The 14,433-nt window shown below is 44.3% G+C and carries 9 protein-coding genes; 3 read left to right on the top strand and 6 right to left on the bottom strand.

What is annotated here, in order from left to right; all coding sequences use genetic code 11:
* Positions 1-9: 9 nt before the first annotated feature.
* The 6 genes from G5B30_RS15035 to G5B30_RS15010 are packed head-to-tail and all read right to left on the bottom strand — an operon-like array spanning position 10 to position 8,915.
* On the bottom strand, positions 10-1,005 hold the full coding sequence (locus tag G5B30_RS15035) for a metallophosphoesterase family protein (RefSeq protein ID WP_165320824.1): 996 nt from the start codon (positions 1,003-1,005) through the stop codon (positions 10-12).
* A 28-nt stretch (positions 1,006-1,033) separates the two neighbouring features.
* Positions 1,034-1,948 (bottom strand): endonuclease/exonuclease/phosphatase family protein, encoded by a 915-nt coding sequence (locus tag G5B30_RS15030; RefSeq protein WP_165320823.1) that lies wholly within the window; start codon positions 1,946-1,948, stop codon positions 1,034-1,036.
* Between the two features lie 11 nt (positions 1,949-1,959).
* A complete protein-coding gene (locus G5B30_RS15025; protein ID WP_165320822.1) occupies positions 1,960-2,901 on the bottom strand; it encodes a DUF5017 domain-containing protein in 942 nt (313 codons plus the stop codon).
* A gap of 16 nt (positions 2,902-2,917) precedes the next feature.
* On the bottom strand, positions 2,918-3,940 hold the full coding sequence (locus G5B30_RS15020; protein ID WP_165320821.1) for a DUF5017 domain-containing protein: 1,023 nt from the start codon (positions 3,938-3,940) through the stop codon (positions 2,918-2,920).
* Positions 3,941-3,999: 59 nt separating this feature from the next.
* A complete protein-coding gene (locus G5B30_RS15015; RefSeq protein WP_165320820.1) occupies positions 4,000-5,580 on the bottom strand; it encodes a RagB/SusD family nutrient uptake outer membrane protein in 1,581 nt (526 codons plus the stop codon).
* Between the two features lie 47 nt (positions 5,581-5,627).
* Complete coding sequence (locus G5B30_RS15010; RefSeq protein WP_240903232.1) at positions 5,628-8,915, bottom strand: SusC/RagA family TonB-linked outer membrane protein; 3,288 nt, start codon at positions 8,913-8,915, stop codon at positions 5,628-5,630.
* Between the two features lie 543 nt (positions 8,916-9,458).
* Here G5B30_RS15010 and G5B30_RS15005 point away from each other — a divergent pair.
* The 3 genes from G5B30_RS15005 to G5B30_RS14995 are packed head-to-tail and all read left to right on the top strand — an operon-like array spanning position 9,459 to position 14,404.
* Complete coding sequence (locus G5B30_RS15005; protein WP_165320818.1) at positions 9,459-12,005, top strand: phosphocholine-specific phospholipase C; 2,547 nt, start codon at positions 9,459-9,461, stop codon at positions 12,003-12,005.
* Positions 12,006-12,046: 41 nt separating this feature from the next.
* Complete coding sequence (locus G5B30_RS15000) at positions 12,047-13,135, top strand: zinc-binding dehydrogenase (protein ID WP_165320817.1); 1,089 nt, start codon at positions 12,047-12,049, stop codon at positions 13,133-13,135.
* 15 nt (positions 13,136-13,150) lie between these two features.
* Positions 13,151-14,404 carry an MFS transporter gene (locus G5B30_RS14995; protein WP_317164353.1) on the top strand — a complete coding sequence of 418 codons (1,254 nt, stop codon included), beginning with the start codon at positions 13,151-13,153 and terminating at the stop codon, positions 14,402-14,404.
* The last annotated feature ends 29 nt before the right edge of the window (positions 14,405-14,433 follow it).

The following is a 14,433-nucleotide window of genomic DNA, read 5'->3' as shown; positions in this document are numbered from 1 at the left end:
AATAAGTCGTTAGGTGAATAATAAATTAAACTTTCGATCAGAGACATAGGGAACAGCAGGATAAATATCTTTAAATCGCGATACGCCTCGCTCCTTTGGAGAAGGGCCAATAAACGTAGATTTTTGACCAATCAGTGTAAATGTGCCGTCTGGCGCAATATCAATCTTAGCCCATAACGGATCACGATATGGAGTTACCTCCCATAGTTTCGGATATTTGGTGAGGATATCCGGCGGATAAGATGCTGCCTTATAATTCTTCCCTAGAAAATGATTCGACATACTGTTGATCTGAATATAATGGATTCCATTGATGACATTATGATAATCCTTATGATGGTGACCGGAAAAAACAACATGTACTTTCTGCCGCCCATATTTTATATTAGCTTCTTGTAATATATACCGGACTTTGGTCGCGTTCTGTACACCAGAATCGCTGTCCAGTCCCTGATGTATAAAGACAATGACTGGTAATGAAGTCTGATCCAAATCTTTCTCCAACCAAGCTAACTGTGTATTCGATAAGGTAGACGGGTATCTCCGACAATCCGTACGCTTACCTTCATTGCCATCGAGGATAATAAAATGATAACCCTTGACATCGAACGAATAATACCTGCCGTCTGACTTCCAGAACTCCACAACCTGCTCCTCGGTAAATCCACCATCCATATCGTGATTGCCTATAACGTGGTAACGTGGCCCATTAAATTTGTTCCATTCATCAAGTAAGGGACGATTGTAGTCATAACACTTGCAAAAATCCCCCATTTGGATAATGAAGTCAGCTTTTTCAGCATTCATGGTAGATACAAATGCTTTAATCCGATCCAGTCCGTCCGGCATGATGTCATAATGCAAATCAGTACAGATTCCAAATCGTATATTGGCCGAGGTATTAAATTGTTCAACCTCGGTCTTGGCACCTAACACAGGTACATCTAAGGTCGCTGCAGCAGCGGCGATCAATGAGGTATTTCTGATAAAAAATCTTCTATTCATAGTCTATATATTTTGCTCAGGATGGATATTAGTTCAGATCAAGATCAATGAAAACAGGATAGTGGTCTGAGGCCCAATTTCCATTAAAGTTATCAATAACGCACTGCCATAGCTTAACCTTTTTTGGAAATAACTTGGAAATCAATACATGATCAATGCGTAAACTACCCTCCTCAGGTGGGATGACGGTATACCCATGATTCGTCTTATAGTCATCATTTACCATTTTTTCTGCAATCGGATGTGTATCTATTAGCACATCACTTGTCGTTAAGGTAGCAAATGCAGTTGTATTCTGGTTTGTATTAAAATCGCCTGTACAAAGGGTTAAATGTGCGCCAGCTATCGCTTTCACTTTATCGACTAATAGACCGGCACTATTATTCCTGGCTACTGTACTTTCATGATCAAAGTGTACATTGAAGACGAAGAGGGAAAGTTTATATTCGTTGTCATATAACTTTACCCAAACACAGTTTCGTGCCTGAGAGGCATCCCAACTGACGGAACCCTCCACTTCAGGTGTCGTAGAAAACCAAAAAACACCTTTATCCTGTAACGTGAAACGGGATTTTCGCCAAAAGACAGGATTACTATGTGACACACCGCCCCCGACGACATTGCCGGTATTGACCACATAATAGTCATAGGTATCTCCATATAATTCCATCAAATCATCGATTTGGCGCTGGTAAGGCTCTTGAACACCGATAATGTCAAAATTATACTTTTGGAATAACGCATCCAAGGATGCTAACCGGGTGTCCCAATCCTGCGTGTCTGATCCGAAATTTGATCGGATATTGTAAGTTGCTAACCGAATTGTGGTCGCCTCTTCCATTGAAGTATCTGATTCGCCTTTAGGCTGTTGTGTCTTAGTACAGGCCCCTCCGACACAGAGAAACAAACAGAGGCAGCTTAAAATAAAACTATTGTGTTTCATATATATTCTCTTTATGGTATAACTGTAATATCGATATGTTTGACTACTTCACTTTTCCCGTATGCATTGGCATCGGCTGCGACAAATGTAACCCTATAATTTCCTGGTTTCCGATAGACATAGCCATGACTTAAAAGTCTTGCATCCAAGGCTGATTTAATACCAACACCATAATCTCTGCCAAGATTGACTTCAGTTGTGGGATAAATCGGAAGGGAAACAGCCCATCCCTCCTTAAACGAAGTATTTGCAAATACGCCATCCCATAGGATCATTGCTTCGGTGACCCGGGGAGTCGTGGTTTCATGATCCTGGATTTCGAAACCCTCACCTTTAATCATTTGAAATCCACAAGAAAGAAAATCATAGGTAACGCCCGACACGTCTGGATCGTCCGTGACTATGCCTTTTACCTCAAAATCTCTAATCTGGAAACGTGTACGACCAGAATTCTCGTTCGTTGTAAAGAACCAAGCAAAATAAACCGGTGTCGTTTCATCTGGAAATATATCGGATATATCCTTTTCACCTGATGGCTCCAACACAGCCGCCGTACCATTAATGGGAGGAATATGAAACCGATCCGTAATATCCACCCAAGTCGCTTGACGTATCGCTTCCGGTGTATATACACCGGTATAGTCAGTAGAATATTTCAACGCTGCACATTCCGGATTATCTCCCGCGTACATCGCGCTATAAAACGAGAGTCCTGTTGTTGCTGCATACACCCTTTCTTGGCCTTTAAATGAGTAAGCTGCACCGTTTTCTCCCGAATAGAAGGTAATGACGTCGGGGTTTCCCTCCAGATTAAAAATGATACTATCCCCAACTTTATAAATAGAGGAAGGAACCTTTGCATCAAATTCGGGAGCCTTAGGCACTGTTGTTTTCTCACAAGAAAACCAGGTACAACTGATAAACAGGGAAACTAATATATAATTTGCTTTCATAGCTTTATTTTTATTCTTATTCTTCAATATTGATGGTTATTGTCTTGATAATCTCCTGTTCCGAGCCGAGGTGGGAAGCAATAAAGGCGACTTCATATTCACCAGCCTTGTCGTAGGTAAAGGTATGCTTCATCGTTTTGTTATTCCATCGTCCGACGATGGACATCGGTGTGTCCCGGCCGGCATTAAATTGAGGCAACTCAAGCGGTTCACTAATAGCATATCCTTCTTTAAATGGCCCCGAAAGATTATTATACACACCGTCCCATTGTAGTACTGTAGCAGACGTATACTCATCGGGTAGACGCGATCCCTGATTCGCTGCTGCCGGATTTAACACCCATTGAAAATTAAGTTGACTTTGATTATACAGTTCGGTAGACAACGTGGGATTGTCGGTCACAATCCCTTGAATGCTTGATTCGATCACATTAAATTGTACCCGATTGGATGCTGCCTGAGTGGTGCAGTGCCAAGCCAAATAAACAGGTCCACCGCCTTCAAAAATGTCAGATATATCTTCCATACCCGAATTGACATAGGCTGCAAGGCCCTGAGGCGTACCTCTTGGTAATTCGAAGCGGTCTGTAAGAGGTAGCCATGTCGCGGCCTTCACATTAGTATAAGCGTTTGGGCTACTTCTATCACCATTGAAATCTGTAGAATAGAATAATTCAGCGGGTTCCCAATTGGGTTGGGTGTTTGAGGAGCTGGGCGACTTGGACGATTGAAAACTTAAGCTAGCACCAACGTCATAAAACCGATCCTGATCCCGATACGCATAAGCGTTGCCAAAAGTACCGGAATAAAACGCAATGACCTCGGCATTCCCGGTGAACTGAAAGGTGACCTTCTCACCTACTTTCAACAGACTACTGGGATCAACGGTTACATTAAACTCCAAAGCTCCAGGTTTTTCTTCGACATCCATAGGCAATTCACTTGTATTGGTCAAGAAGCTTTCTGGCATATCCTTACACGACACGACAGTGCAAAGTATGCACAATATCGGGAGATATTTTTTAAATAATTCTTTCATGTCTAATTTACTCTTATGTATGATTGACTTTATTTTAACTTAACATACTGCTGTCACTGTTACCAGCCGGGATTTTGTACCAAATGAGGATTCAGCCCGAGTTCATAGGTCGGGATCGGCCAAAGGGTATGCCGTTCGGTTACCGATCCGAAAGTTCTCCTCGGGAAGTCATAAAAATCCCCGGATATCGGTGCGACATCCTGTGCGACATACTGCATATTTCGGACATAAATCCCCCATCGGACCAGGTCACTTTTCCGTAACCCCTCAAATGCCAATTCTCGTGACCGTTCGTCTTGAATATATTCTAAAAATTCCTGGTAAGACAGATCGGCCTCATCGATAGTCGGATTGGATGTGTATTGGTCGTATCCATAAGCTCTTCGCTTCACCTGATTCACCGCTTCGTAAGCGGCATCTGTAGGTTCACCATGCACTTCATTTTCAGCTTCTGCAAACATGAGTAATACGTCAGAATACCGCAACAAGGGAAAATTCGTTGCTGTCCGGGTGGTTGAGCGAGGTAAGATTAATTCATATATCCGCCGCCACTTGCCACAGTACCGCTGGTAGAGTTGGCTCGGTTCCCAATATACAGTATCTGCCTTTTCCTTTCCGACATAGCGGAAAGGTGCGATTGCCCAATCTCTGCGGAGATCATCGGATGTAAATTTGAAATACAACGGTCGGGCGATACGGGTTGCTCCTACGGCATACCCCACTGTTGGATCTTCCGTGTTACCTATTCCGTTGTTCCGTCCTACATACCCCCCTAAATTGGCATATATACCCGTACCATTCCCCCAGAATTCCACTTCCCATATGCTTTCCTCAATATCATATATATCTTGTACATGGTTGATAAATATCTGTGGGAAAGAGGGGTTCAGACGGTGTACACCTGTTTCTATTACTTTTTCTGCCCAATCTCTAGCTTCCTTGTATCGAGATACATCGTTGATTGGATTCCCCGCAACATAGAGACACGTTCTGGCCATGATACCCCAGATAGCAGATTTGCTGACGCGTCCGCCATATCCAATAGCTGTTATATCGTCCACCATTTCGGCTGCCTCTTCCATATCCGCTAATATTTTGTCATAAATCTGTTTTGCTGGCGTCTGTGGTATTTGAAGACTCTCCACATCACTCGTTTTTATACTTTCCAAAATAAGAGGAACATCACCAAATCGATTCACCAACATGAGGTAGAAATAGGCCCGTAAAAACAGTGCTTCACCAATCATACTCTGCTTCTTGGCCTCATCCATAGCGACCCGGTCAATGTTCTCCAGAAAGATATTGGCACGGTTTATACCCCCATACCATTCCCGCCAATTCGCCAATATTCGAGATTCGTTGGGTCCGTAATTATTGTCTGCAACAGTAAAACGATCTCCCGTATAGTGATTCCACGACTCGTCTCCTTCCAATCCCATTCGCCCCAACATGTAAGAGGCATAGGTCGCATTTTGTGTCAAGGTTGAATAAATGCCGGCCAAAGCGAAATTGGCCTCTTCTTCAGTCTGAAAATAGTTTTCCGGACTGACAAAATCCTTGGGCACTACATCGAGGAATTTATCGCACGATGTTAGCAGTGTTAATCCCAGTACAACGATATATATAAGTTCTTTTTTCATTTTTTCACAATTTTATCGGTGTGTTACCCCACTATCTATCAATACCATTAAAATTTAGCCTTGACACCAAACACTAAGGTTTTTGCCATTGGATAGGCTGAATAATCAAACCCTGGTGTGAGCGTCGAATGCCTGACGGATACCTCAGGATCCATGCCCGAATAATTTGTCCAGGTATATAGATTCTGGGCCGAAGCATAGAGTTCCAAACCGTTCATTTTTAATTTTCCCACAAGAGATTGAGACAAGTTGTACGACAAAGCCACTGTCTTTAGGCGCAGATAAGACCCATCTTCAACATATTTGGAGGAATAAACTCCCCGGGGACCTTGCCCACCGGCACGATAATTTCGACTATCTTGATTGTCGGGCGACCAACGATCGACATAGGAAGCGTATTGATTCAAATGTCCTCTGCCTTCTGAATTCCCTTCAAACATAATTCGATTGGTATTGAAGATATCATTGCCATAGGACCATTGGAAAAAGACATTCAGGCTAAACCCCTTATAGCTAAAGTTGTTATTAAATCCACCGATATGAACCGGAATTCCCCGGCCAATCTCCACGATATCCTGCTCGTTCATAATTCCATCATCGTTGATATCCACGTATTTCATATCTCCCGGCTGTATGGCTTCACGATCCAGTCCATTGGTCGGTACGCCATTCTTCAGCACGTACGTCCCATTTAGCAATACATTAAAATCCGAATATTGATACACCCCATCCCACACGTATCCAATAAACGAAGCTGCACTGCCGCCCAGCTTAGCCATATACAAGGGTTGGCTATTGTAGGTTGATGTCCAGCTCACGTCGGAGAGTATCTGTTCTTCATCGTCCGTCAACCCCAATACTTTGTTTCTATTAAAGCTGATATTGAAATCCGTCGTCCATATGAAATGTTTCTTCTTCAGGTTTGTTGTGCTCAAGGAGATCTCGAGACCCTCATTCCGTATCAATCCGATATTTTTGTAGATCGTAGAATAGCCCGAACTATAGGGCACGTTTGCATTTAACAATAAGTCGTGTGTATTTTTACGATATACATCGACGGTTAAATTCAGTTTGTTTTTGAATAGTGCTAAATCCAGTCCAATGTCAGTCTGTTTTGTTGTTTCCCATCTCAGGTTTTCGTTACCAAATCGATTCGTATTAACTGAGGCCGTAGGCGTATTATTAAAAGGGTAGTATCGGGGATAATCCGTGCTTAAGGAGGAAAACCGTACAAAATCCCCAATTCTGTTATTTCCGGTTTCCCCATAACTAAATCTGAATTTAGCATCTGAAAACAGCGGTAATGACTTCATAAACTTCTCCCGGGAAATCCGCCATGCCAAGCCCATGGAAGGGAAATATCCCCATCTGTTCTGGGGCGAGAATTTCGATGAGCCATCTGCTCGGAATGTAGCTGTCACCAAATATTTAGAGCGATAACTGTAGTTTCCACGTGTCAGAAAAGAAACCAAGGTATGACCAGTGTGGAGCGCATCCAGTGGGCCGGGCTCACCATTATCCATCCCGCTTAGCCCTAAGTTTTCATTTAGTAACTCATATGCCTCGTAACCGTATCGAGACTGATCCCGTGCTTGCATAGTCATTCCAACAACCGCATTGATGGAATGGCGCTTATTTGCTGTTCGCTTTTTATACGTTAAGGTATTTTCATTCATCCAATCCGTTCGCTCAACCTGTCCAAATATCCCATTCACGCCCTTGAAGTTACTCAGACTCGGATATCCTCGAGCGGTCCGGGAATTATAGAACTCTTCATCTTTGACCCACCTGGAGTTGACCCCTCCCCGAATATCCAGTTCGAGATCATCCGTAATTTTGTACTTCACATATGCATTTCCGATAAGTGTATTTCTTGACTGTTCACGTATCTCGTTTTCCGCTGACATTACCGGGTTAACACGTGCATCGGCAAAAGACACAAGACCCTCATCATCCATTATTTCATCTACTAAATCGGCAGCGCTCCCTACACCTGTGATCGGTCTGTATCCCCATATCCGATATAACATATAGGTAGAATAACCCGTGGACACTCCCTGTGATGCAGACGACAAACTTCCATAGTTTTTGTCCCTGGAATAATTGAATTGCAAACCCACGGTCAATTTATTCGTCACCGTCTGATCCAATCCAATCCGAGCTTGCGCACGTCCATAGCCCGAATTAACAACAATTCCTTCACGATCAAACAGCGAAGCTGCTATCCGATAGCGTGTTTCTTTTGTTCCCCCAGTGACAGACAAGTTGTGGTTATGCATCGGCGATTGTCGGAACATCAAGTCCTGCCAATTAACTCCAGGAAGGTTCCGGTAATCTTCCAACGTACGTCCGGGACGCGTTAAATATACGATCGGGCTAACTTCCGGGTTCATTTCAAGTTGATATTTCACAAAATCATAGGGAGACATCATTTCCATCTTGTTTGTGACCTGTTGAAATCCAATGGAGCCATCGTATCGGATAACCGGCCGGCCGATCTGTCCTTTCTTAGACTCAATAATCACCACGCCATTGGCCCCTCTTGATCCGTAAATAGCGGTTGCTGAAGCGTCTTTTAGGATACTGATGGATTCGATGTCACCGGGGTTGATCACCGCGGCACCCGGATCTTCAATGGGAAACCCATCAATAACATATAGGGGGTCATTACTCTGCGTAAGAGAATTTCCGCCTCGAATGACAATATTCATTTCCGTTCCGGGCTGTCCTTCGTTGGCGGAGACCTGCACACCGGCAACGCGCCCTGCCAACGCCTCATCAAATGAAGCAACAGGTGCTTTGCTTAGATCCTCCATGTTGACTTGTGCTACCGACCCTGTCAGGTCACTTTTGTCCACTGTTCCGTAACCTATATTGACCGTAACTTCTTCGATCGCCGTAGAAATAGGAGTCATTTCTATCGTGTATTCCAAGCTACTTCCCACTTGTTGAATAAGCGTTTCATATCCTAACATTGTGAAGGTTAGGTAATCTCCTTCCGTAGCTCGGATAGAAAAGTTGCCCGATCCATCGGTGATAGCCTGTACGCCGGTAGAGACTACACGTATTGTCACTCCCGGCAGCGGCTTGCCGCGCTCATCGCTTACCTTACCCTTTAATGTCTTTACTTGTTGATGGGGCCTGAAAGTACTATTCTTCAACGTCGCAGTCGATTTGGCCGCTTTGCTTTTTGAAGCGGCAAGGCTCAGCGGTTGGCTGCGTGCCAATCCCGTATTGACACATGTGCCGAATACAATAGATAGATAAAATAATCCTAAACCTTTCTTTATTCGCATAAGAAAGTGAGAATTCGTGCGTAATTTATACCTTTGCATTGTTTAAATTGATTGATAATTTAAATGAGTTACTTTAGTAGCTAAATAATAGGGGTGTTCACAGCATCCCTATTTTATGCTTGACACTTATTCATACATTATAATTCCACTTTACATATACGTTACCTCCTTTTCTTTTTGACGTTTCCATCTGATATTTGATGACGCAAAGAGATTTAGACGAACCTCTGAGGGAAAATAATCTTTCCAGGGATTGCTCTTACTATCCCCCTTTCTTCATTTACAGCGTCAAGGCAACTGTCTCGATCAAAATTTGATAATTTATCGTAATCACAATTGTTTATAATTCTAACTGTTTAGTAAGACAAACATAAATACTTTTTTTCATAATGCAAAAAAAATAAACTTATATTATTTTGATGTTAAGGATGTGTTTTATTAATATTAACATTGATATTCAGAATATTACAATGAATTCATGAAAAAACAAAAAAAATTTAATTTTCATAATGTGAAAATAAACATATATTTGTAACAGCAATTCAAGAATGCATAAGACGATATAAACCAACATTCTCAAGCATGGAAAATACACGTAGAGAATTCATCAAAAAATCATTACTGCTGTCGGGTGCAGCGGGATTGTCAACCTTTTTGCCTGCTTCTGTCCAACGGGCTTTAGCTATCGACCCCCAGCCCGGAAGTACTTACTTGGACGCCGAACATGTTGTTATTCTGATGCAGGAAAACCGTTCGTTTGACCATTGTTTTGGCACGTTGCAAGGTGTGCGTGGATTTAACGACCCTCGGGCCATAAGTCTGCCCAATGGCAATCCGGTCTGGTTGCAAAGTAATGCGATAGGAAAGACATATGCACCGTTCCGCCTAGATATAAAAGGCAGTAAAGCAACCTGGATGGGTGCCTTGCCGCACGGCAGGCACGATCAGGTCGATGCGGGCAACGGTGGTAAGCATAACCAATGGCTGGAAGCAAAGAAATCCCGCCGGAAAAAAGAATATGCAGATCTTCCTTTAACTATGGGCTATTACAATCGACAGGACATCCCTTTTAATTATGCTTTTGCGGATGCCTTTACGGTTTGTGACCATAACTTTTGTTCGGTCAATACCAGCACCTTTCCGAATAGGCTTTACCTCATGTCCGGTGCGATACGTGAACAACCCGGACATGAGAATCAGGCACATATCCGCAATCCGGATGTTACGAGGGGAGGACTCCAATGGGAGGTGTTCCCCGAAGTCCTGGAGAAAAACCAGATCTCTTGGCGGATCTATCAGAATGATCTGAGCACAGGAGGAGGGTATAAGGGAGAAGAAAAATCTTGGCTGGCCAACTACGACTGTAATGTCATCGAATATTTTTCCCGTTATCATGTACAGTTCAATGCGCGGTACATCCGTAGCATAAAAGCCCAAATACATAAACTTCCCGACGAAATAGCCGCATTTCAGTCCAAATTAGGCAAGCTGAGTAGCGATTCCGATCAATATAGAAAAATTCAACAAACCATACAGGTGAAGCAGGAAGTACTGGACAAGGCGTATGAAGACATAAAGAAATACACCGCGGCGAATTTTGAGAAGCTGTCTCCAGAAGAAAAGAATCTCTACCACAAGGCCTTTACAATCAATAAAAACGATCCAGATTACGATAAACTGGACTCTTTGGTGTATGAGGATGACGGTCAACAGTACACTGTCGAAGTCCCAAAAGGCGATGTATTGCACCAGTTCCGCACAGATGTCAATAACGGCACGTTGCCTACGGTATCGTGGTTAGTTGGTCCGGCTAAATTTTCAGACCACCCGAGCTCGCCCTGGTACGGAGCCTGGTATGTATCGGAAATACTGGATATCCTCACTAAGAACCCCGAAGTTTGGAAAAAGACAATATTCATCTTGACCTATGACGAGAATGATGGATATTTTGATCATATTCCGCCCTTCGAACCCCCATCACCCATACATCCTGATTCGGGCAAAACATCTCGAGGAATAGATGTGGATACGGAATTTGTCCGGCTCGAAGATGAGTTAAAAGCAGGTGTTGCAAAAAAGTATGCCCGGCAAGCCCCCATTGGTTTGGGTTATCGGGTGCCCATGGTTGTTGCTTCGCCATGGAGCCGGGGCGGAAAAGTCTGCTCACAGGTTTTTGACCATACATCTACTTTACAATTTCTGGAGGGCTTTCTCAGCCAGAAGACAGGAAAAGATATAAAATGTCATAACATCAGCGAATGGCGGAGGACAGTCTGCGGTGATTTAACGTCGGTATTCAGGCCTTACCATCCCGATGCTAAGAAACCTAAGATTGATTTTTTGTCCCGAAATAGCCAGATCGAAAGCATACACAAAGCACAGTTTAAAGATGTGCCTTCCGGATTTAGAGAAGTGACAGATTTATCTATCCCTTTTATGTCCAAGCAAGAGCGGGGAATACGTACGGCCTGTGCGCTGCCATATCAATTGCAGGTCGCCGGTAAATTGAGCCCCGATAAAAAAGCCTTTGAAATCCATCTCGGTGCGGGCAATGAAGTGTTTGGCAAAAAGGCGGCAGGTGCACCTTTTAAAATCTATGTCCCCGGCAAATACAGGGAAGAGACTTCAAAAAATAATTTTGAGACCGCCCGGAGCTGGAATTATGCCGTTACTCCCGGCGATCTTATCAGCGATAAATGGTCGATCGGCTCATTTGAAGATCAGACCTATCACCTCCGTGTCTATGCCCCTAATGGATTTTATCGTGAATTTATAGGAAATGTCAAGGATCCGGATATTACAGTTAATGTCAGCGATGAACGTAACCCTGCATCAGGGAAGCCTACGGGCAATCTCGTCGTACGTATAAAAAGCCTGCGCAAGGGGGAGGGGTATACGGTACAGATAAAGGACAACGCCTATAACACCGGAACTATCCAAAAGAAGATCCCATCAAAAGACATGAGGCCGGGAAATCTAAGCGTCGTACTGCCGCTCGAAAAAAGTTTCGGATGGTATGATTTTACCGTTCGCATAACCGGTTTCGACATATTTGAACAGCGTTTTGCGGGACATATCGAGACTGGCGAGGAAACGTATACCGACCCCTTTATGGGACGTATGATTTAAAAAGTAACAATGAAAATGCAACTATGATTTAAAAACAAACAATGAGAAAAGGAACACTTATAGCATTCAACGGGAGTGGTCAGCACCTGGTTGCGGAAGAGCACCCTCTTCCCGCTTTGAGAACCGGAGAGATATTAGTTAAAAACCGTTATACCACCCTTTGTGGCAGCGATATGCACACCTATTGTGGTGTACGGCAGGAAGCATGTCCTACCGTGCTGGGGCATGAAATTGTGGGCGAGATTGTCGAAATAGATGCCGCACATACCGGTGTGGACGACAATGGCCGGGCACTCCACGTCGGTGATACCGTTACCTGGTCTATTTTTTCCAGCAATCCGCAATCGGTCCTCGCAAAAGAGGGTATACCCCAAAAAGGCGATGACCTCTTCAAATATGGCCATGCAAAGATCACCGACGGGGATGCTTTCCACGGAGGGTTGGCCGAATATTGCGTATTGCGTCGCAATACGGGGGTGTTAAAATTACCTGCAACACTACCGTTGCCGATCGCAGCAACCTTAAACTGTGCCATCTCTACGGTGGCCGCTTCCTTACGTGTAGCCGGCGATCTTACGGGCAAAAATGTCTTGGTCTTTGGTATGGGATTATTGGGTGTTGCCTGTCTCGCTATGTGCCGCGAAGCAGGTGCTACATGGGTTGGTGCTGCGGATATTGCAGACGACCGGTTGCTTCACGCTCAACATTTTGGAGCAGACTATGGTCTCAATCTGCGCAAATCTAATGCAGAAGACATTCAGGCGTTGAAACAGCAGTTTACAAAAAAAGGTATAGACGTGGTGTTCGATATGAGTGGTTCGCCCGATGCGATGGAATTGGGGATGGAGGTATTGGGCATAGGCGGCACGGCGGTGTGGGTAGGCGCTGTATTCAAAAGCCGAAAGATTGAGATCGATGCCGAACAAGTTATCCGTAACCTCCATACGATCAAGGGGGTTCATAATTATAATTTTGATGATTTCAAATATGCCCTGGATTTTCTGGAGAAGAGTTGGCAGAAATACCCTTTTGACACAGTGGTCGAAAAAGAGTTCGATTTAAAAGATGCCGAACAGGCTTTTGAATATGCCGTTGCTCATAAGCCACTGCGTGTGGGCATCCGCATATAAACAACACTAATTGAAATGGATATGAAGAATTTCAGAAAAGATCAATGGCTCATGTTGTTGGTAACGATGTTTTGTTACCTGTTCTTTTACACCGGGCGTCACAATTTCGGTTGGGCGGCGAAAGATATGGCCGCCGAATTGCACATATCGTACACCACCATCGGCTGGATCAGCTTTTCCATGCTGATCGGATATGCAATCGGGCAGCTGATCAATGGCAATCTCGCGGATCATTTTGGTGCCCGGCGCATGGTGCCGCTTGGCGCGTTCTTATCGATCGGTGCCAATATTGGAATCAGCTATGCGACAGATGTATCGGTAGTCTTGGTGCTGTGGGCGCTGAACGGCTATTTCCAGTCGATGGCATGGGCACCGGGCAGCCGGCTCATTTCTAACTGGTGGCGCCCTGAAGAACGGGGCAAGGCTTTCGGATTTTATACCATGGCTGCCGGCAGTTCATCGGCAGTCACCTATCTGCTCTCTATACTGCTGCTCCATCAGGATCAATCTTGGCGCTACTTGTTTCGTTTGCCCGTCCTTCTGCTCTTGGTCGCTGCTATTATTTTTGCCATTGTGGCTCGTGATAAGCCCAGTGACAAGGGTTATCCCGATACCGTAGAACATGGCGAAGATGATGCCGAAACATCTTGGAAGGATCGATACAAAACTGTACTCAGTAACCGCAAATTCATGATTGCTTCTCTCGCCATAGGTTTTCAGAATATGGCGCGCTATGGGTTGATTTTCTGGGCACCGGTGCATTTTCTGGGTGAAAATTGGAAAATCTCCCCAAACAGTCTATGGGTCACCTTGCTGATGCCCATAGGTATGGCAATTGGTGCATTGACCTTTGGCAATCTGTCCGACAGTGTCTTCAAAGGCAACAGGCCACGATCCATTGCGGTTGGTATGACAGCCAGCGCCATTGTTGCCCTACTGATCTTCTTCACCCATTCCCATCATATCGTGCTCAACAGCATATTGATGTTTTGTGCCGGTTTCTTTGCCTACGGTGTGCAGGCCAATTTCTGGCCGATGAGTCCCGACCTATTGGGTCGCAAGTACACAGGTACCGGCATTGGTATCATGAACATGAGCGCTTACCTGTTTGCGGCGATGGGCGAACCCATATTGGGCAAGATCCTTGACCTCACCAAAAACACATCTTATGTCTTCTTGGCGATTGCAGTCATCTCGCTCATATGTACCATCGTCATATCCTTTGTAGGCTATACAAAGAAAGAGATCATCCCCAATATAAAAAGATAGTTCGCACATGGATATGCTGTGTGCTTTCT

Origin of the sequence: Sphingobacterium sp. SGG-5, from assembly GCF_011043525.1 — a bacterium.
Taxonomy (GTDB): Bacteria; Bacteroidota; Bacteroidia; order Sphingobacteriales; family Sphingobacteriaceae; genus Sphingobacterium.
The sequence above is the reverse complement of the archived record's forward strand: the minus strand, read 5'-3'. Positions and strand labels throughout refer to the sequence as shown.

Bases quoted from the DNA above. Each gene is read 5' to 3' on its own strand.
- G5B30_RS15035 (WP_165320824.1), bottom strand. From the start codon at position 1,005: ATGAATAGAAGATTTTTTATCAGAAATACCTCATTGATCGCCGCTGCT.
- G5B30_RS15010 (WP_240903232.1), bottom strand. From the start codon at position 8,915: ATGCAAAGGTATAAATTACGCACGAATTCTCACTTTCTTATGCGAATA.
- G5B30_RS15030 (WP_165320823.1), bottom strand. From the start codon at position 1,948: ATGAAACACAATAGTTTTATTTTAAGCTGCCTCTGTTTGTTTCTCTGT.
- G5B30_RS15015 (WP_165320820.1), bottom strand. From the start codon at position 5,580: ATGAAAAAAGAACTTATATATATCGTTGTACTGGGATTAACACTGCTA.
- G5B30_RS15020 (WP_165320821.1), bottom strand. From the start codon at position 3,940: ATGAAAGAATTATTTAAAAAATATCTCCCGATATTGTGCATACTTTGC.
- G5B30_RS15005 (WP_165320818.1), top strand. From the start codon at position 9,459: ATGGAAAATACACGTAGAGAATTCATCAAAAAATCATTACTGCTGTCG.
- G5B30_RS15000 (WP_165320817.1), top strand. From the start codon at position 12,047: ATGAGAAAAGGAACACTTATAGCATTCAACGGGAGTGGTCAGCACCTG.
- G5B30_RS14995 (WP_317164353.1), top strand. From the start codon at position 13,151: ATGGATATGAAGAATTTCAGAAAAGATCAATGGCTCATGTTGTTGGTA.
- G5B30_RS15025 (WP_165320822.1), bottom strand. From the start codon at position 2,901: ATGAAAGCAAATTATATATTAGTTTCCCTGTTTATCAGTTGTACCTGG.